Raw genomic sequence first — 18,463 nt, 5'->3', positions numbered from 1 at the left:
CTGGCATGAAGGAATCAGGACACTCCAACTATGCAACGACTTCGCTCTGGTTCCTCATCGAGACCGACCCCATCACCTCCTACGACGAGGGTGAGTTCGCCGGCATCAGATGGCTGTCACCGCGGGAGGTCCTCGCCGAGCCCGTCGAACAGCTCGATCCGCACATGCACCGGTTCACCGGGAAGCTCGTCAAGGCGCTCGGCTGATCGAGCCGTCCGGTCAGCCCGAGGTGTGACGGGCGAGGCGGACCATGGCGCGATACAGGGCGGTCTGGCTGGGCGGTGGCGCCAGCGGCGGCAGCGGGGCGCCGGGGGTGGCGTAGGCGCGCAGCATCTGGCCGACCAGGCGGCGCCAGGTGTCGGGGGCCGCGCCGGCGGTGGCGGCGACGACGCCGGCGTTGGCCATCAGCAGGATGACGAGGTCGTCGGCGGTGAAGTCGGCGCGCAGGTGGCCGCTCTCCTGAGCGCGGGCGATGATCGCCAGAAACCCCTCGTACGCCTCCGCGCGCCGCGCCTCCACAGCCTTGGCGGCGGGGAACGACCTGGCCAGCACGTCGGCGAAGCCCCGGTCGGCGGCCTGCATGGCGCACACGGTCTCGATGAAGCCGGTGAAGCCGCGCCACGGGTCGGGATCGGCCAGGGCCTGGGCGGTGGCGGCGGCGTAGGCGTCCATGCGGTCGGCGAAGACGGCGTTGATGAGTTCTTCGCGGCTGGCGAAGCGGCGCGACAGGGTGGCCTTGCCGACGCCCGCTTCCCGGGCCACGCAGGCCATCGAGACGCCCAGCCCCTGTCCGGCGAACAGGCGGCGGGCCGCGGCCAGGATGCGGTCGCGGTTGCGTTCGGCGTCGGCGCGCAGTCCCGGTCCGGGCTGCCGGTCGTCGAGCGGGTCGGGGTCCGCGCTGCAGCTCATGTCTCCACTCTACCCAAGTGGAACGATCTACCCACTTTGTCGCGGGACGTGGCATGATGAAACCGGGCAGGCCGTTCCACTTACGTGGTGGACGAGGGCCGAACGTGCCCGAGCGCTGTCATCGCACCAGATTCGCCGCACCCCCGACCGTAGGAGATCCCCCATGAACGTCGTCCTGTGGATCGTGCAGATCGCCCTGGCCGGCATGTTCGTCATGGCCGGCGTGATGAAGTCCACGCAGCCCAAGGAGAAGCTGGCCCCGAGGCTGCCGTGGGTGGACGACTTCTCCGCCGGCACCGTCCGCTTCATCGGCGTCGCCGAGCTGGCGGGCGGGCTGGGACTGGTCCTGCCCGCGCTCACCGGCATCGCCACCGTGCTGACCCCGCTGGCCGCGGCCGGCCTGGCGCTGACGATGGTGCTGGCCGCGGTGGTCCACGTCCGCCGCAAGGAGCCGTCCGGGATCGCGATCAACGCGGTCCTGTTCCTGCTGGCGGCGTTCGTCGCGTGGGGGCGGTTCGGCCCGTACGCCTTCTGACGGCCGTTCCCCTGTCACCACCAGCCGAAGGCGGCCCAGGTGAGGACGGGGGCGACGACGATCGAGATCAGCCCGTACACGAGCAGCTGGCGGAACAGGCGGGCCCGAGCCGAGGGCTCGGCGGCGCCGAGGATGAGGCCGCCGGTGATGCCGAGCGGGTTGAGGTCGACCAGCACCGAGGCCAGGGCGACGGCGAGCACCCCGCCGACCGGGGAGACACCGGCGGCCACCAGCGGCGGCAGCAGTGGCATGACGGTCGCGAACACCGCGATGGAGCTGGCGGCGAAGGAGGTGATCCCGGCGACGTAGCACAGCACCAGCAGGCTGAGCAGCGGCGAGCCCGCCACCCCGAGCAGCTCGCTGATCTGCTTGAACGCGCCCAGGTGCTGCATCAGGCCCACGTACGTGAGCAGGCCGCCGATCAGCAGGACCACGTTCCACGGGATCCGGGAGACGATCGCGCCGAGCGGCAGCCGGAAGGCCAGCTGCAGCGCCAGGGCGGCGGTGAGGCCGAGATAGCCGACGTTCATGTCGAAACCGACGGACAGGACGACGACGGCGGCCATGCACAGCAGCGTGAAGGCCCGCGTTCCGGAACCCGGGTCTCGCGTCGCCGCCGCCGTGGGTGCGACCGTCACGGTCGCGGTGCCGGAGGTGGCGCTGGAAGCCGTGTCGCCGGAAGCGGCGTCGGCAGTGGTGGTGCCGGACGCGGGCTCAAGGCCGGTGGAGTCGGACCGGGCGGCCGGCTCGGCGGTCCCGGACACGGGAGCGGGGCCGGCCGGGTCGGTGGTGCCGGGCGCGAGCGGCGCGGCCGTGGCCGGGACGGAGGCGCGGCCCCGGGGGATGCCGCCGGTGAACCGGCCGACGACCAGGCAGCCCGCGCACACGACCAGCCCCGCCAGCAGCCCCCCGGCCAGGAACGTCACCGGCGCCGACCCGGGCAGGTCGATGCCGAGCTTGTCGCTCAGCGAGCGCGCGGTGACCCCGTACACGGCCAGCGGCGACAGCAGCCCGCTGATGATCCCGGTGACGCCCAGGACGGCGGCCAGCATCGGCGAGATCCGGTACCGGGCGGCGAAGCCGAGGGCGATGGGGGAGACGATGGCGGTCGCGGCGGCGGGCAGGGTGCCGGCCGCGGTGAGCACGGCGCCGATGGCGAACGGCGCCAGTGCGATCAGCACGAGCCGGCCCCCGGCGGCCCGCAGCAGCACGTCCAGTAACCAGTCGAGGGTCCCGTTGAGCTGCGCGACGGCGAACAGCGCGGTGATGCCGACGATGAGCACGAAGAAGTCGGCCGGGAAGAAGCCCGTCACGTCGTTCGTCGGGACGCCGGCCGCGAGCCCGAGCAGGAACGCCGCCGCCAGGGCGCCGAGGCCGAGGTCGAAGCCGGGGATCAGGGTCGCCGCGAGCAGGGCGGCCAGCACGATGATGGACAGGGTGGCCATGGTCATGGGCACGCCTCTTTCGGGTCAGACCACTCCTCGGTGGCGCAGGTCATGGATCTCCGGCTCGGCCAGCCCGGCGAGGTCGCGGAGAACGTCGGCGGTGTGCTCGCCCAGGGCGGGCGCGGCGCCGCCGATGGTCGGGTCGAACCCCGAGAAGCGCCCGGCCGGAGCCTGCATGAGCCGCGGGCGGCCCGTCCTGGCGTCCGGCACCTCCACGATCGAGCCGCGGGCCCTGATGTGCGGGTCGGCGCAGATGTCGGCGGCGGAGTTGACCGGCCCGGCGGCCACGCCGGCCTCGGTGAGCAGGGACATGAGCGGGTCGAGGTCGTGGGCGGCGACGAAGGCGGCGACCCTGGCCTCGATCTCCTCGCGGTGTTCCAGCCGGGCGGTCATGGAGTCGTGGACGGCGAGGTCGCCCGCGTCCATGACGGTGACCAGCCGGCGCCACATCTGCTCGGTCGAGGCGGGCAGGGCCAGCCAGCGGCCGTCGCGGGTGCGGTAGAGGTCGTTGGGGCTGATGTGCGGGTTGCGGTTGCCCTGGCGTTCGCGGGTCTCGCCGGTGACGCCGTACTCGACGACGAAGTCCTCCATCATCCGCAGCAGCGGCTCGTACAGGGGGATGTCGGCGAGCTGCGCCTGCCCGGTGAGGTCGCGCTGGCGCAGCGCGAGCATGGCGGCGAACGCGGCGTAGATGCCGGTGACGCCGTCGGCCACGGGATAGCCGGCGAAGACGGGCGGCCCGTCGGGGGTGCCGGTGCGGTGGGTCAGGCCCGCGAACGCCTCCGCGACGCGGGCGAAGCCGGGCCGGTCGGCGTACGGGCCGGTCCTGCCGAACGCGCTCACCTGGATCATCACCAGATCAGGCCGGTACGCGCGCAGGTCGTCGAAGTCGATGCCGAACCGGCGCAGCGTCGAAGGGCGGAAGTTGGTCACCACGATGTCCACGGCCGCGGCCAGCCGGCCGACCAGCGCGGCCGCCTCGGCGTGGTGCAGGTCGATCGTGACGCTGCGCTTGCCGCGGCCGATCATCGACCAGGCGGCCGACTCGCCCTCCTCCAGGGGCGGGTAGTGGCGAGCCGGATCGCCCGTGGCGGGATGCTCGACCTTGATCACCTCGGCGCCGAACTCGCCGAGCAGCGCGGACGCGAGCGGCCCGGCCAGGATCGTCGACACGTCCAGGACACGCACTCCGCTGAGCGGACGGTCAGCCACTTGGTATTCCTTTCACCTCTCACCTCGGCTTTCGCAGCCACGATCGCGCGCCGTCGGAGCGACGGGAAGACGTGGAAGCGGTTCACAGGTGAAAGGTTCTGCCTTTATGGTGGCCGCGTGCGGGTGGAACGGGCCCGGTACTTCCTGGCCGCCGTCGAGACGGGGTCGCTGCGCGCGGCGGCGGCCCGGTGCGGCGTGAGCCAGCCCGCGCTCGGGCAGCAGATCGCGCTGCTGGAGGAGGAGCTCGACGTCGTGCTGCTCACCCGCAGCCGGCACGGCGTGCGCCCGACCCCGGCCGGGCAGGCGCTGATCGAGCCGCTGCGCCGGCTGGTGGCGGCCGAGGAGGCGGTGCGCGAGTCGGCGATGGAGTCGAGCGGCACCTACCGGGGCCGGGTGCAGATCGGCGGCGTCACAGTGACCGTGGAGACCATCATCGCGCCGGTCGTGGGCCGGTTGCGGCAGTACCACCCGGGCCTGCGGTTCGCGGTCCGCGAGGGGGCGTCGGCCGCCGTCGAGGCCGACGTGCTCGACGGCGCGCTCGACTTCGGGGTGGTCACCATGCCGGCCGGCCCGCCCGCGCCCGGGCTGCGCCGGATCCCGCTCATCTCCGCGCCCGTCGGCGCGTACGTGCCTACGGATCATCCGCTGGCGGGGCGCGACCAGATCCAGTGGCGCGACCTCGCGACCTGGCCGATCGTCACCATGCGGGCGGGCACCGTGATGTGGGAGACGCTGCACCGCCACGTGCCCGCGCCGGACGTCGTCGTGCAGGCGATGTCGGCGCGGACCGTGAAGGTGATGGTCGGCCAGGGCGCCGGGGTGGGCATCCTGGCCCGGTTCGACACCTCGGCCGACATCGCGGACGTGGTCTGGCTGCCGCTGTCCGACGCCGAACCCGTCCACCTGTGCCTGACGCAGCGTCAGGACAGCCGGCCCTCGCCCTCCGCCCTCATCGTCAGGCGGCTCATCAGGGCCAGGGCCGGCGAGCTGGTGGTCAGCTGATCGAGCAGGAGTTGGCCACGTCGCCCGAGGTCTGGCGCGGGATGGTGGCGCTGGGCGGCGGCTGCTGCTGCCCGGCCGTCCAGCGCTCCAGCGCCTCGAACGCGGTCCGCATGCACGGGAGCAGGGGCCGCATCCGGTCGGGGAACATGTCGTACTCGATGTCGAGGTGGGAGGCGCCCTCGATCCGGTAGTAGCGGTGCTTGGCGGCCCGGCCCTGGGCGCGCACGGACTTGGCGTACGCGTCGCCGTGCACCTTGATCGGCAGCAGCGCGTCCAGCGTTCCCTGCACGGTGATCAGCGGCTTGCCGATGCGGCCGGTGTGCGAGGCCCGCTTCACCGCCTGGTGCACGCTCTTCGGCCGCGCGTAGAAGTCGTAGTCGGCGTCACAATTGGGCGTGCCGCTCTGGCAGAACGGGATGCCCGCGTCGAGGTCGCCGTCGAAGTCCGGGTCGAGCTCCTCGCGGACTTTGCGCTGGGTCGCGTCCCACAGGATGCGGTAGTTGAAGTCCCACAGGAACTCCGAGCCGGGGGCGAAGCCGGCCCGCAGCATCGCGGCGTGCGCCTCGGGGTCTCCGGTCGCCGCGTACTTGGGATATTCGCGCAGCGCCACCGGCAGGTAGGTCAGCGCGTTCGGCCGGCCGTCCGGCGGCCAGAAGGTGCCTTCCGAGTCGACGCCGCCGTCGTACAGCTCGGGGTGGTTCTCCAGGGCCCAGCGCACGAGCTGGCCGCCGTTGGAGATGCCCATCGCGTACGTCTTGCGCAGCTTCTTCCCGTAGTGGCGGGCCACGGTCACCCTGGCCGCGACGGTGACCTCGATCATCCGCCGGTACCACTCGGTGATGGCGTCGCCAGGGCGCTTCCCGTCCTTGTAGAACTCCAGGTCGACGTTGCCCTTGTCGGTCGAGGCGTAGGCGTAGCCCTTGGCCAGCACCCAGTCGGAGATGGTGAAGTCGTTGGCGTACTGGCGGCGGTTGCCCGGCGCTCCCGCGACGACCAGCCCGCCGTTCCACCGCTCGGGCAGCCGGATGACGAACTGCGCGTCGTGGTTCCAGCCGTGGGTGGGGTTGCTGGTGGAGGTGTCGTCGAAGTAGCCGTCGATCTGGATCCCCGGCACACCGCTCGGGTTGCGGGTGGCCGTCGAGTGCAGCCCCGTCCAGTCGGCCGGATCGGTGTGTCCCGAGGCGGTCGTGCCGGCGGTGGTCAGGTCGTCCAGGCAGGCGGCGACCTGGTGCCGGGCACCCGGTACGTGCAGACTGCCCAGGCGGCCGCAGCGGGCGTCGGCCGGCGCGGCGGAGGCCACCGGCGCCAGGGGGAGAGCCAGGAACGTGGCCACGAGGGCCGGGAGGAGGGCGGATCTGCGGAACGGAAAAGACATGTGCGACTCCCATCGGTCAGGCCGTGGTGGACGCCATGGTGATCGACGGCGACGGGCGCGGCGACGTATGCGGTCGCCACTGTTCCCCGGCTACCTGTGGACACGTCCTCCACCGCCGCGCCGCCGGCGAGCCGGCCGGACCGGTGGCGGGCGCCACGGAGGAGCCCGTCCGCCGAAGAGGTGTGTACCACCGCACATCGGGCGGGACGAATGTGGAGGCACGTCACCTGGTCGCCTGTCCTGGCCGCCACCTAGCGTTCACGGTGTTCCAGCTCACCTTGTGAGTCGTGAGGAGGGGTGCATGGGCGAAGGTCCCGCGGCGGGCCCGCACGATGCCGGATCCGTCCCCGTCCTGCGGGCGCGAGGACTGGTCAGGGAGTTCCGCGGCTTCCGCGCCGTGGACGGCGTCGACCTGGACGTGGCCGAGGGCAGCGTGCACGCCCTGGTGGGACCCAACGGCGCCGGCAAGACCACCCTGTTCAACCTGCTCACCGGATTCCTCAGGCCGACCGCGGGCAGCGTCGTGATCGACGGCCACAGGGAGCTGGTCGGGCGCACCCCCGAGGCGATCAGCCGGTTGGGCCTGGCGCGCTCGTTCCAGATCACCAGCCTGTTCGCCGAGCTGACCCCGCACCAGCACCTGGAGCTGGCCCTGGCCGGGCCGACCGGGCTCGGCTGGCGCTTCTGGCGCTCCGACCGGGCGCTGGCCCGCTTCACCGCCCCGGCCGCCGAACTGCTCGCCCGGGTCGGGCTGGCCGGCCACGGCGACGTGCCCGCGGGCTCGCTGTCGTACGGACGCAAAAGAGCCTTGGAACTGGCGCTCGCCCTGGCCCTCGACCCCAAGGTGCTGCTGCTCGACGAGCCGACGGCCGGAATGGGCGCGGAGGACGTGGACCGCACCATCGAGCTCGTCCAGGAGATCCGCGCGGGCCGCACCGTGGTCATGGTGGAGCACAACATGAACGTGGTCGCCAGCCTCGCCGACCGGGTGACCGTGCTGCAGCACGGCAAGGTGCTGGTCGAGGGGCCGTACGCCGAGATCCGCCACGACCCTCGCGTCATCACCGCCTACCTGGGGGACTCCGATGTTGCGCGTTGACGGACTGTCCGCCTGGTACGGCGAGGCGCAGGCACTGCGCGAGGTGTCGATGCGGGTCGACGAGGGCGAGATCGTCACCCTCGTCGGCCGCAACGGCGCCGGCAAGACCACTCTGCTGCGCTGCCTGATGGGCCTGCACGGCGCCTACGGCAGGACCACGGGCACGATCTCCGTCTCCGGCGCCGACGTCACCGGGCTGCCCCCGCACGCCAGGGCCCGCCGCGGCCTCGGCTACGTCCCGGACGACCGCGGCATCTACGCCACCCTGTCGGTGGAGGAGAACCTCATGCTCGCGCCCGTGGTGAAGAGCGGCGGCGGGCCCGAGCCGTGGTCGCTGGAGCGCGTGTACGAGACGTTCCCGCACCTGAGGGAGCGGCGTCGCTCGCCGGGCACGACGCTGTCGGGCGGCGAGCAGCAGATGCTCGTGCTCGCACGGGTGCTGCGCACGGGCGCCCGGCTGCTGCTGTGCGACGAGCCGACCGAGGGCCTGTCGCCGCTGTTCGTCCAGCGCATCGGCGAGATCCTGCGCGAGGTCAGGGAGGCGGGCACGACGGTGCTGCTGGTCGAGCAGAACGTGCACTTCGCCGCCTCCGTCGCCGACCGCCACTACCTGCTCGCCGAGGGCCGCATCGTCGAGTCGCTGGACCGCGACCAGGTACGCGAACGCGAGCACCAGCTACTCGAATACCTCGGAATCTGACGACCGCCACCCAGTGACAGAACGGCCGAGCGCCCGGGAACAGAGGAGATGCCGTAATGCGAATCACGGGCTGGAGCGGCGGACTGGCCGCCGCCGGGCTGCTGCTGGCCGGCTGCGGAGGCGGGCCGGGCGGCGGCGGAGGAGCGATCAGCGACGGCGGGGTGACGCTGGCCGTGCTGAACGACCAGTCGGGCATCTACGCCGACACCTCGGGCCGCAGCTCGATCGAGGCGGTCAAGATGGCCGTGGACGACTACAAGGCCAAGTACGGCGACAAGGCGGTGGCCACGAAGATCGAGGTGACCGGCGCCGACCACCAGAACAAGCCCGAGATCGCCAACTCCAAGGCGCAGGAGCTCTACGACCGCCAGCACGCGGACGTGATCCTCGACGTGCCCACCTCGTCCGCCGCGCTCGCCGTCGCCACCGTGGCCAAGAACAAGAAGAAGGTGTTCATCGACGTCGGCGCCGCCAGCACCGAGCTGGAGGGCAAGTCGTGCAACAAGTACACCTTCCACTACGGCTACAACAGCTACATGCTGGCCCACGGCACCGGCACGGAGGTCACCAAGGCCGGCGCCAAGAACTGGTACATCGTCTACCCGGACTACGCGTTCGGCCAGGACATGACCAAGACGTTCACCGCGGCCATCAAGGGGGCCGGCGGTTCCGTGGTCGGGTCCGACCCGACCCCGTTCCCCAACGACAACTTCTCCACGTTCCTGCTCAAGGCGCCGGGGCTCGACCCCAAGCCGCAGGTGCTCGGCACCATGCACGCCGGCGGTGACCTGGTCAACCTGGTCAAGCAGTACAACGAGTACAAGCTGCGCGACAAGAACGTCACGCTGGCGATCGGGCTGCTGCTGCTCAGCGACATCCACTCGCTCGGGCCCGACGCCCTGGCCGGCACCCGCTACACCACCATGTGGACCTGGAACTTCGACGAGAAGACCAGGGCCTGGGCGGACAGGTTCCAGGCCAAGCTGAACAAGCGGCCGACCGCCAACATGGCCGCCAACTACTCGGCCGCCCTGCAGTACCTGGAGGCCGTGCAGCGGGCCGGCACCGACAACGCCGACAAGGTGGTCGCGCAGCTGGAGGGCCAGAAGGTCGAGGACATGTTCGTCCGCAACGGCACCATCCGCGCCCAGGACCACCTGCTGCTGCACGACTCCTACCTGGCGGAGGTCAAGGGATCCGCCGACGTCAAGGAGCCGTACGACTACGAGAAGGTGCTCAACACCATCCCGGCCGCTGAGGCGTTCCAGCCGCAGCCCGACCCGGCGTGCAAGCTGTAGGCGGCAGGACGTGCTCCAGCAAGCGTTCAACGGGCTGGTGGGCGGGTCGTTCTACGCCCTGCTCGCCCTCGGCCTGGCCGTCATCTTCGGCATGCTCGGCGTGGTCAACCTCGCGCACGGCGCGTTCTACATGCTCGGCGCGTTCGGGGCGTTCATCGCGCTCGACGCGTTCGGCCTGAACTTCTGGGTGGCACTGGTGCTGGTGCCGCTGCTGCTCGGCGTGGCCGGCGCCGTGCTGGAGCGGCTGTTCGTGCGGCGGCTGACGCCGCTCGACCCGCTCTACAACTTCCTGTTCACCTTCGGGCTCGCGCTCATCCTCCAGGACCTCGTCCGGCGCGAGTACGGGGTGAACTCCCAGCCCTACCCCCGGCCGCCCGAGCTGGCCGGCACGGTCGACCTGGGGCTGTTCACCTACCCGGCCTACCAGGTGTTCGTGCTGGCGGTGTCGGCGCTGATGTGCGTCGCGGTGTGGGTGGTGCTCACCAAGACCCGGGTGGGCATGATCGTCCGGGCCGCGACCGAGCGGCCTGAGCTGACCAGGGCGCTCGGCATCGACGTCGGCCGCTGGGTGACGCCGGTGTTCGGCTTCGGGGTCGCGCTGGCCGCGTTCGCCGGAGTGCTGGCCGCGCCGATGCGCGCGGTCAACCCGCTGATGGGCGCCGACCTGATCATCACCGTCTTCGCCGTGGTCGTGATCGGCGGGCTGGGCTCGGTGTTCGGCTCGGTCGCCGCCGGGTTCGCCGTCGGGCTGGTGTCGGCGCTGGGCAACCTGTACGTGCCCGCGCTCTCCCAGATCACGGTGTTCATCCTGATGGCCGCCGTGCTGCTGTGGCGCCCGGCCGGGCTGTTCGGACGTGAGGAGGCGTACCGGTGATCTTGTCCAGGCTGGCCCGCTCGGGCCGGGGCGGGATCGTGCTCCTGGTGCTCGGGCTGCTGGCCGCCCTCGTCCTGCCGTGGCTGATCTATCCGCCGGTCGCGCTGGACATCGCCTGCTGGGCGCTGTTCGCCGCCGCCGTGGACCTGCTGCTGGGCTTCACCGGGCTGCTGTCGTTCGGGCACGCCGCGTTCTGGGGCGGGTCGGCGTACTGCACGGGGCTGATCGTGCTGCACGGCGGGATGCCGTTCCCGGTGGCGATCCTCGGCGGCGCGCTGTTCGCGGCGCTGCTGGCGCTGCCGATCGGCTTGCTGTCGGTCCGGCTGACCGGCATCTACTTCGCCATGGTCACCCTGGCCTTCGCCCAGATGATCTACTTCGTGGCCAACCAGTGGCGCGACGTCACCGGCGGCGAGAACGGGCTCCAGGGCATCCCCCGCGACTTCCTCGGCCTCGACCTGTCCGATCCGTTCTTCTTCTACTACGCGGGGCTGCCGTTCGTGCTGGCCGGGCTCTTCGCCGCGTGGCGGATCGTGCGCTCGCCGTTCGGCCGGGTGCTGGTGTCGATCCGCGACAACCCGGCCCGCGCGCGTGCCCTCGGCTATCCCGTCGAGCGCTACCGGCTGCTGGCCTTCGTCCTGTCCGCCGCGCTGGCGGGCACGGCCGGCGGCGTCTTCGCCATCGGCCACGGCTTCGCCGCGCTCGACGGGCTCTACTGGACCACCTCGGGCCAGGTGGTGATGATGGTCATCCTCGGCGGCATCGGCACGCTGTGGGGCGGGGCCATCGGCGCCGCCATCGTCGTCCAGCTGCAGGACTTCCTCGCGACCGCCGGGTTCGAGGGCGTCGGCATCGTCACGGGCTCGATCTTCATCGTGATCGTGCTGCTGTTCCGGCGCGGCATCTGGGGGACGGCCCGGCATCTGCTGATCTCCCGGCGGCAGGCCGATCCGCCGGTCAGCCCCGCAGCCGATGCAGGCGCAGAGCCAGCTGAATCTCCAGAGCCCGCTCCGGCTCCTGCCAGTCCTCACCCAGCAGGCGACTGACCCGGTGCAGGCGCTGGTGCACGGTGTTGATGTGGACGTGCAGCCGCTCGGCGGTCTTGGACAGGCCACACCTGCTGCTGAAGTACGTCTCCAGCGTCCTGACCAGGGACGTGCCGCGGCGGGCGTCGTAGTCGAGCACCGGGCCCAGCGTCGAGTCCAGGAAGCCGCGCGCGTCGCGGTGCGTGCCGATCAGCAGGCCGACGAAGCCGAGCTCGCGGGCGTCGGCGCCGTCGTCCAGCCGGTCGAGGGCGAGCAGCGTGTCGGCGCAGCGCCGCGCCTCCTTGTGCGCGGCGGGGGCACCGGTGAGGTCGCGGATCGGCCCGGCCGCGCCCACCGTCACCGGCGCGGCCAGCGCCGCGCCCAGCTCCTTGGCGACGCGGCGCGCGGTCTCGCCGGGCGCGTCGCCCGGCAGCAGCAGGACGACCTCCTCGCCACGGGCCGCCGCCAGGCCGTGCGCCGCCGTCGCGTGCGCGGCCGCCCAGAAGGCGGCCCGGCCGCGATGCCTGGGGGAGGTGTAGCGGGCCGAGAGCATCACGTACGAGGCGTCCGCGTCCAGCCCGGCCCGGCGCATGCGCGCCTCCAGCGCCGCCGACCCGTCCGCGCGGCCGTCCAGCCGACTGTCCGCCCTGCTGTTCGCCCTGATGTCCAGGCGGCTGTCCGATTGGCCGTCCACACGGCCGTCCAGCAGGTCGTCCAGGAGTTCGCCCTGCACCCGTGCCTCGGCCTCGGCCGCGCTGAACCGCAGCAGCAACAACAGCGCGGTGACCAGCGCGGCCCGTTCCAGGATGCGCCGGTCGGCGTCGCCGAGCTCCGCCTCGGTGCGTAACACCAGCGCGCCGAGCACCTCGCCGGGGGTCGCGATCGGGGTGACCCACAGGTCGCCGTGCCTGGTCGTGCCGCCCCGCGTGTGCACGGAGCCGGCCACGGCCATCGCGGCGGAGATCTCGTCCTCGGCGAGCGGCACCTGATCGCCCGACACGGCCAGGCACCGGCCGTCGGCGTCCAGGACGTGCAGCGCCCCGCCCAGCACCTCGGTGACCACCGCGGCCACGTCGCCGGCGTCACCGCCTCTGACGACCAGGGCGGTCATCCGGTCGTGCGCCTGGGCGGCCCGCTCGATCGCCGCGCAGCGCGCCCGGATCCTCCCGTTGACCTCCTCCTGTTCCGCCAGCGCCGTACGGGTCCGCTCCAGCAGCCGCGCGTTGTCCACCGACAGCGCCGCGTGCGCCGCCAGTGAGCCCAGCAGTACCGCCTTCTCCGGGGCGAACGGCCGCTGGCTGCGGTTGGCCGCGTACAGGACGCCGACCACCCGGCTGCCCAGCCGCATCGGCACGCCCAGGATCGCCACCAGCGCCTCCTCGGCCACCGCCGCGTCGATGAAGGCGCGGTGCCGGAACTGCGGGTCCGCCGCGTAGTGGTCGGTGCTGTACGGCATCGCCGTCTGCGCCACCAGCCCGCCCAGCCCGTCGCCCAGCGGGACCCGCAGCCGCCGGAAGGCCGCCGAGATCGACCCGTCGGTCATCCGCATGCGGGTCTCGCCGCTCTCGTCGTCGTTCAGCGTCACGTACGCGACGTCCGCGTTGAGCAGCCGCCTGGCCCGGCGCACGACCGTCTCCAGGATCGCGTCCAGGTCGCGCAGCGCGGCCAGGTCGCCCGCCAGGTCGAACAGCGCGGTCAGCTCGGCCTCGCGGCCGGCCTGCCGCCGCAGGTCCGCACCCACCCGCAGCGCCGTCAGCTTGGCGGCCTCCAGCTGCGCCAGCGTCTCGGGCGGAGCGCCCGCCGCGCGGGCCGAGAGCACCGGCTCCTCGAACTCGGCGGGCGCGGCCTCGCGGGCCAGCAGGTCGAGGAAGACGGTGCTCGATGCGAGGGGCGCGAGGGGAGCGAAGGGGGACTGCACGGTCAATGGCACGGTCATCGGTGCATCCGTCCATGTGCGGTGGGTCGGCGCTGGTCGGGGCGCGGGTACGGCATGGTCACGCATGCGGGCGGGGAACGGCGGGCCGTCCGCGTGAGAGGGTGGTCAGGTCCTGCGTCAAGGCATGCAAGGGGGCCTCCAGAGCACCACGGGCCGGGGTCTGATCGGGAGTCCGCCGAGGTTACTAAGCGCATAGTCAGGCTGTGAGCGGTCGCTTGTCAACCGGTCCGGCACAGCCCGTGCCGATTCCCCGGCCGCGCGTCAGCCCGGGGCGAGCAGCTTCATCGACAGGTCGGCGTAGAACTCGCCGAGCTGCTCGGGCGAGTCGGGGCCGTCCAGCCGATACCACCGGACCAGGTCTATGGCCAGCGACAACATCGCCCGCGTGACCCTCGTGACGTCGACCTTCGCGAACGACCCGTCGGCCACGCCGCGCGCGACCGCGCCCCTGAAATAGCCGTTGGTCTGGTGCCGCAGCTCCACGATCTCGCCGTAGTGCCCGGGCGTCAGGCCGTGCAGCTCGATCTGGCAGACGCGGGCGGTCACGTGGTGGCGGGCGTGCCACACGGTGTACGCCGAGACGATGGCGCGCAGCCGTTCCGCGGAACCGTCCAGGCCGGTGATGGAGGGATCCCTGACGTGCGCCAGGACCCGTTCGTGACCGGCCCTGACGATCTCGTACAGGACCAGTTCCTTGGACGGGAAGTGGACGTAGAGCGCGGCCGGGCTGAGCCCGACGCACTCGGCGATGTCGCGCGTGGTCGTGGCGTGGAAGCCGTTCGCGGCGAAGCAGCGCACGGCCGACGACAGCAGCCGGCGCTGCACCTCCCCCAGGTCGTCTCGCCACAGCTCGGGGGAGTGGTCCCGCAACCGGGAGTCGTCCGCCAGGTCCTGCGCGGTGAATCGGGCCTGCCGTCGGGCCATCTTCGATCCTCGTCCCCTTCGACCCCGAGTGCGTGGTCTCGATGCCGCCCGCGCTGCCCACCGGACATGCCGGCCACGATGAGGGGGTGGCCCGCCGCGAGTCTCTTGGTCACTCGCATTCTAGGGCTGACTATGCGCTTAGTCACCGGCGATATGTGACATGCCTGCACACGATACGGCGGAGCACTGCCGGAGTGCTCCGCCGAGGGGAACGCGAGAGTGACGGGACGGGTGGTGCGCCGGGGACGAAGGCGATGGACCGGGCGGGCCCGCACCCTGGTCAGGCGGCGTCGAGAGCTTCGGTGATCTTGCGGATCATGTCGGCCACCGCGGGGCTCGGCTGACGGCCCCCGTCTGTGTGGGTGGCCGCCTCGACGGCGACGAGGACGGTGTGGCGATAGTTGTCCGCCTCCGCCGAATCCCGCTGCTTGAGCAGGCTCATCGCCGCGGTCAGGGCGGGCAGCACGTGGTCGGCGATGGCGGCCACGGACTTGCCGCTCAGGTCCATGCCCCCCGACTTGTCGGCGAGCACGTGGCCGATCGGGCCGGTGGCGGAGTACAGGGCGATGGAGCCCCTGGTGGCGACCTGGTGCGGGCTGCCCGCGGCGTCGGCGGCGGCCAGCAGCGTGACGGCGCCGTACGCGGCGGTGCGCAGGGTCAGCTTGTCGTGGTCGGTGAAGGTGATGGTCATCGCGGGTGTGCTCCTTCTACGGGGTGTACGTGGACGGGGGTGGGACGGCGGTCAGTCGTCGATCGCCTGGTAGAGGGTGGTCCAGAAGTCGTGGATGAGCTGGGCCGGGTCCGGGACGGACATGCCGACCTGAGTGAGCAGGATGCCGGTGAGCTGCTTGGCCGGGTCGGCGTAGGCCGTGGTGCCGCTGCCGCCGTCCCAGCCGAACTGGCCCACCGAGGCGTAGTCGCCGCGGTGAGTGCGCACGGCCATGCCGAAGCCCCAGCCGCCGTGCTGGCCCTGGCCGAAGGACACGTGCACGTTGTCGGTCGCCATGGCATGCCGGGCGGCCTGCTGGGCGGGGGTGAGCCGGTTGGTGGTCATCAGCTCGACGGCCGGCCGGGACAGGATCCGCTCGCCCTCGTGCGTGCCGCCGTTCAGCAGCATGCGGAAGTAGGCGTGGTAGTCGTCCACGGTGGAGACCAGCCCTCCGCCGCCGCCCTGGAACGCCGGCGGCTTGCTGTGGCGCCCGCCCTCCGCCTCGTCCCACACGTGGAACTCCCCGGTCGAAGGGTCGGGGGCGTAGAGGACCGGCAGCCGGTCGATCTTGTCGGCGCCCAGGTGGAAGCCGGTGTCCTTCATCCCCAGCGGGTCGAAGACACGCTCGCGCAGGAACGTCTCGAACGTCTGGCCGGTGACCCTGGCCACCAGCACGCCGAGCAGGTCGTTGCTGATCTGGTACTGCCACTGCTCGCCCGGCTGGCGCATCAGCGGCAGCGTGCCGAGGCGGCGCATCCACTCGTCCGGCTCGGGCATCGGCTCCGGCAGGTTGGGCGTGAGCCCCTGCTCGAAGATCGCGTTCATGATCGGGGTGCCCAGCGACGTCATGTCCATGCCGAGGCCGAAGGTGGAGGTCAGCAGGTCGCGGACGATGATCGGCCGCCGGGCCGGCACGGTGTCGTCGAGCGGGCCGTCGATCCGCTTCAGCACCCGCCGGTCGGCGAGCTCGGGCAGCCACTGCTGCACGGGATCGTCGAGCCGCAGCCGGCACTCGTCGACCAGGACCATCGCCGCGGCCATCGCGACCGGCTTGGACGTGGACGCCATCCGGAAGATCGTGTCGCGGCGCATCGGCGGGCCGCCGTCGTGGCGCATGGTCCCCAGCGCCTCGACGTGCGTCTCGCCGCCCCTGCTGACCAGGGCGACCAGACCGGGGATCTTGCCGGACCCGACCCGCCGGGCCAGCACGTCGTGCAGCCTGCGCAGCCCGCTGACGGAGAAGCCGCCGTTGCTCTGTTCCATCGCGAATCTCCTCATGGATGTTTTGGAATCGCTGAACAACCATGAAGGTACATTGCGTTCACAAAGTCGTCAACAAGCAAAAGCATCCATATAGCCTGTCGATAAGCATCAGATCGCTGATCTTTGCAATGATTAAGACAGTGAACGCAATGACCGGATCCGAGCGGGGATTGCAATGAGGTGCATGTGAACGCATACTGTGCAGCGGAACGCGCACGTCGGACAGACAGGAGCCGAGCACCGATGCCCGGAGGCAGACTCACCGGCCAGGACCGCCGGCACATCGCGACATGGCTGGCGGAGGGGCTCGGCTACGCGGAGATCGGCCGCCGTCTCGGCCGGCCCGCCTCGACGATCATGCGCGAGGTCACCAGGAACGGCGGCCCAAGCGACTATGGCGCGGACCGCGCGCAGGAGGCCACCCGGCACCGGGCCCGCCGCCGCAAGCAGCCGCAGCCGCAGTCGCCGCAGATCCCCGACGGCGGCCACGGCCGCGACCCCCAGGCGGTCCAGGACTTCACCGAGTCCTTCACCGACCTCCTCGTCGGGCAGGGCCTGCCCCGGATGGCGGCCAGGGTCCTGGCCTGCCTGTACGTCACCGACGCCGGCAGCCTCACCGCCGCCGACCTGGTGCAGCGGCTGCGCATCAGCCCGGCCTCGGTCTCCCACGCCGTCACCTTCCTCGAACAGCAGGGCATGCTCAGGCGCGAACGGACCCCCGGCGGGCGCCGCGAACGCTACGTCACCGACGACGACATCTGGCTGCGTTCCATTCAGGCGTCCGTACAGATGAACGAGGCACTGACGGCCGCGTCGCAGCGGGGTGGAGAGATCCTCGGGCCCGGCACCCCGGCGGGCGCCCGCTTCGAGACCGCCGCCGAGTTGCTGCTCCTCGTGAGCGGGGCACTCAGGCAGGCCATGGAGCAGTGGCGGCAGAACATGGCCGCGCGGGGGCGCTGAAGGCATGAGCGCACGACGCCGGGAGCGTGACGGACGGCGCTGAGGGGGTCGGCGCACGACGGCGGGAGCGTGGCGGACGGCGCTGAGCGCGTGGCATACTCCGTCACCATGAGGGACCTTGATCGCGTTCGCCTGCGGCTCGATCGGGTCCGCGCGGCGGCCGGCGAGATCGATCCGGTGTTCCTCGACACGCCGTCGCTGCCGTGCGCGCCGCTCGGCCGGGCGCTCGGGTGCGCGGTGACGTTGAAGGTCGAGACGCTCAATCCGGTACGGAGCTTCAAGGGCCGCGGTACGGAGACCGTGGCTGCCCAGGCCCGCCGGCAGGGCGCGACGCGCATGGTGTGCGCGAGCGCGGGCAACCTCGGGCAGGCGCTGGCCCACAGCGGCGCACGCAGGGGGCTCGACGTCACCGTGGTGGCCGCGACCACCGCCAACCCGCTCAAGCTGCGCCGGATCGCCGACCTCGGCGCGGAGGTGCGGCTCGAAGGCGCCGACATCGAGGACGCCCGGCTGCTGGCCCGCGAGCTGGCCCAGGCCGGCGGCGCGTACCTGGTCGAGGACAGCCTGGACCTGGCGACCTGCGAAGGCGCCGCCACCATCGGGCTCGAACTCATCCGCGACGATCCCGAGCTCGACGTCGTTCTCGTCGCCCTCGGCGGCGGGGCGCTGGCCGGCGGCGTGGGCTACGTCGTCCGCTCCCTCGCCCCGCACGCCGAGGTGATCGGCGTCCAGCCCGCCGGCGCGCCCGCCATGGCGCTGTCGTGGCGGCGGGGCACGGTCGTCGAGACCGACCACATCGACACGATCGCCGACGGTGTCGCGGGGCGCTGCCCGATCCCCGAGGTGCTCGACGACCTGCTCGTGGTGCTGGACGACGTCGTGCTCGTGGAGGAGGGCTCGATCAAGGCCGGGATGCGCGCCCTCTACGAGCACGCGGGGCTCGTCGTCGAGCCGTCCGCGGCGCTCGGGATCGCCGCCGTGCTGGAGCGGCCGGAGCGCTTCGCCGGGCGGCGCGTCACCACGATCCTGTGCGGCAGCAACGTGGTGCCGGCCGACTTCGCGCGGTGGGTCCTGGAACCGGCCGCACACGCCTGACACGCGGGCGGCGCTGAGGGTTCGGAAACGGGAAAGGAGGAGAAACCACTCCCTTCCACTTTCAACGTATAGCGCACAGGGGGGCTTGCCACAAGGCCCCGG

18 protein-coding genes are annotated in these 18,463 nt (G+C 71.9%); 10 read left to right on the top strand and 8 right to left on the bottom strand.

Annotated features, from left to right (window positions below; genetic code table 11):
* The first annotated feature begins 5 nt into the window (after window positions 1–5).
* A complete protein-coding gene (locus tag OIE67_RS44045; RefSeq protein WP_326631729.1) occupies window positions 6–206 on the top strand; it encodes a hypothetical protein in 201 nt (66 codons plus the stop codon).
* 13 nt (window positions 207–219) lie between these two features.
* Here OIE67_RS44045 and OIE67_RS44040 read toward each other — a convergent pair whose 3' ends face one another.
* Window positions 220–909: a TetR/AcrR family transcriptional regulator gene (locus OIE67_RS44040; protein WP_326631727.1), complete on the bottom strand. Its 690-nt coding sequence runs from the start codon at window positions 907–909 to the stop codon at window positions 220–222.
* Window positions 910–1,072: 163 nt separating this feature from the next.
* Between OIE67_RS44040 and OIE67_RS44035 the strand changes: the two genes are divergently transcribed.
* Complete coding sequence (locus tag OIE67_RS44035; protein ID WP_326631725.1) at window positions 1,073–1,444, top strand: DoxX family protein; 372 nt, start codon at window positions 1,073–1,075, stop codon at window positions 1,442–1,444.
* Between the two features lie 14 nt (window positions 1,445–1,458).
* Here the strand turns inward: OIE67_RS44035 and OIE67_RS44030 are convergent, their stop codons facing one another.
* Together OIE67_RS44030 and OIE67_RS44025 are read right to left on the bottom strand one after the other, a co-directional pair.
* The gene (locus tag OIE67_RS44030) at window positions 1,459–2,895 is read right to left on the bottom strand and encodes an SLC13 family permease (RefSeq protein ID WP_326631723.1); all 1,437 of its coding nucleotides are present in this window, start codon (window positions 2,893–2,895) and stop codon (window positions 1,459–1,461) included.
* Between the two features lie 18 nt (window positions 2,896–2,913).
* The gene (locus tag OIE67_RS44025) at window positions 2,914–4,101 is read right to left on the bottom strand and encodes a CaiB/BaiF CoA transferase family protein (RefSeq protein ID WP_326631721.1); all 1,188 of its coding nucleotides are present in this window, start codon (window positions 4,099–4,101) and stop codon (window positions 2,914–2,916) included.
* 117 nt (window positions 4,102–4,218) lie between these two features.
* Here OIE67_RS44025 and OIE67_RS44020 point away from each other — a divergent pair, with 117 nt between their 5' ends.
* Window positions 4,219–5,103 (top strand): LysR family transcriptional regulator, encoded by an 885-nt coding sequence (locus OIE67_RS44020; RefSeq protein WP_326631719.1) that lies wholly within the window; start codon window positions 4,219–4,221, stop codon window positions 5,101–5,103.
* Here the strand turns inward: OIE67_RS44020 and OIE67_RS44015 are convergent.
* On the bottom strand, window positions 5,096–6,478 hold the full coding sequence (locus OIE67_RS44015; protein WP_326631716.1) for a tannase/feruloyl esterase family alpha/beta hydrolase: 1,383 nt from the start codon (window positions 6,476–6,478) through the stop codon (window positions 5,096–5,098). The genes OIE67_RS44020 and OIE67_RS44015 overlap by 8 nt on opposite strands.
* 301 nt (window positions 6,479–6,779) lie before the next feature.
* Here OIE67_RS44015 and OIE67_RS44010 point away from each other — a divergent pair, with 301 nt between their 5' ends.
* From OIE67_RS44010 to OIE67_RS43990, 5 genes are read left to right on the top strand one after another with little or no spacing between them, the layout of a single operon-like run.
* Window positions 6,780–7,577 (top strand): ABC transporter ATP-binding protein, encoded by a 798-nt coding sequence (locus tag OIE67_RS44010; protein ID WP_326631715.1) that lies wholly within the window; start codon window positions 6,780–6,782, stop codon window positions 7,575–7,577.
* On the top strand, window positions 7,564–8,277 hold the full coding sequence (locus tag OIE67_RS44005) for an ABC transporter ATP-binding protein (protein ID WP_326631713.1): 714 nt from the start codon (window positions 7,564–7,566) through the stop codon (window positions 8,275–8,277). The genes OIE67_RS44010 and OIE67_RS44005 overlap by 14 nt, the downstream gene beginning before the upstream one ends.
* Window positions 8,278–8,333: 56 nt before the next feature.
* Window positions 8,334–9,575 (top strand): ABC transporter substrate-binding protein, encoded by a 1,242-nt coding sequence (locus tag OIE67_RS44000; protein ID WP_326631711.1) that lies wholly within the window; start codon window positions 8,334–8,336, stop codon window positions 9,573–9,575.
* 10 nt (window positions 9,576–9,585) lie between these two features.
* Entirely contained in the window at window positions 9,586–10,449 is an 864-nt protein-coding gene (locus OIE67_RS43995) for a branched-chain amino acid ABC transporter permease (RefSeq protein WP_326631709.1), read from the top strand.
* On the top strand, window positions 10,446–11,495 hold the full coding sequence (locus tag OIE67_RS43990; RefSeq protein WP_326631707.1) for a branched-chain amino acid ABC transporter permease: 1,050 nt from the start codon (window positions 10,446–10,448) through the stop codon (window positions 11,493–11,495). Before OIE67_RS43995 ends, OIE67_RS43990 begins: the two co-directional genes overlap by 4 nt.
* Here OIE67_RS43990 and OIE67_RS43985 read toward each other — a convergent pair.
* From OIE67_RS43985 to OIE67_RS43970, 4 genes are all read right to left on the bottom strand, one after another.
* Window positions 11,407–13,410: a helix-turn-helix domain-containing protein gene (locus tag OIE67_RS43985; RefSeq protein ID WP_326631705.1), complete on the bottom strand. Its 2,004-nt coding sequence runs from the start codon at window positions 13,408–13,410 to the stop codon at window positions 11,407–11,409. The two genes, OIE67_RS43990 and OIE67_RS43985, sit on opposite strands and share 89 nt — an antisense overlap.
* 261 nt (window positions 13,411–13,671) lie before the next feature.
* Window positions 13,672–14,334 carry a TetR/AcrR family transcriptional regulator gene (locus OIE67_RS43980; RefSeq protein ID WP_326631704.1) on the bottom strand — a complete coding sequence of 221 codons (663 nt, stop codon included), beginning with the start codon at window positions 14,332–14,334 and terminating at the stop codon, window positions 13,672–13,674.
* A gap of 280 nt (window positions 14,335–14,614) precedes the next feature.
* Complete coding sequence (locus OIE67_RS43975; RefSeq protein WP_326631702.1) at window positions 14,615–15,025, bottom strand: hypothetical protein; 411 nt, start codon at window positions 15,023–15,025, stop codon at window positions 14,615–14,617.
* Between the two features lie 51 nt (window positions 15,026–15,076).
* Window positions 15,077–16,306, bottom strand: coding sequence for a serine hydrolase domain-containing protein (locus OIE67_RS43970; protein WP_326631700.1), 1,230 nt, complete (start codon window positions 16,304–16,306; stop codon window positions 15,077–15,079).
* A 243-nt stretch (window positions 16,307–16,549) separates the two neighbouring features.
* On the opposite strand from OIE67_RS43970, the gene OIE67_RS43965 reads away from it, so the two are divergent.
* Window positions 16,550–17,266 (top strand): GbsR/MarR family transcriptional regulator, encoded by a 717-nt coding sequence (locus OIE67_RS43965; RefSeq protein ID WP_326631698.1) that lies wholly within the window; start codon window positions 16,550–16,552, stop codon window positions 17,264–17,266.
* Window positions 17,267–17,374: 108 nt separating this feature from the next.
* The gene (locus OIE67_RS43960) at window positions 17,375–18,361 is read left to right on the top strand and encodes a threonine ammonia-lyase (RefSeq protein WP_326631697.1); all 987 of its coding nucleotides are present in this window, start codon (window positions 17,375–17,377) and stop codon (window positions 18,359–18,361) included.
* Window positions 18,362–18,463 lie beyond the last annotated feature (102 nt).

Origin of the sequence: Nonomuraea fuscirosea (assembly GCF_035917475.1) — a bacterium.
Lineage (GTDB): Bacteria > Actinomycetota > Actinomycetes > Streptosporangiales > Streptosporangiaceae > Nonomuraea > Nonomuraea fuscirosea.
This window is presented reverse-complemented; position numbering and strand designations above follow the sequence as displayed.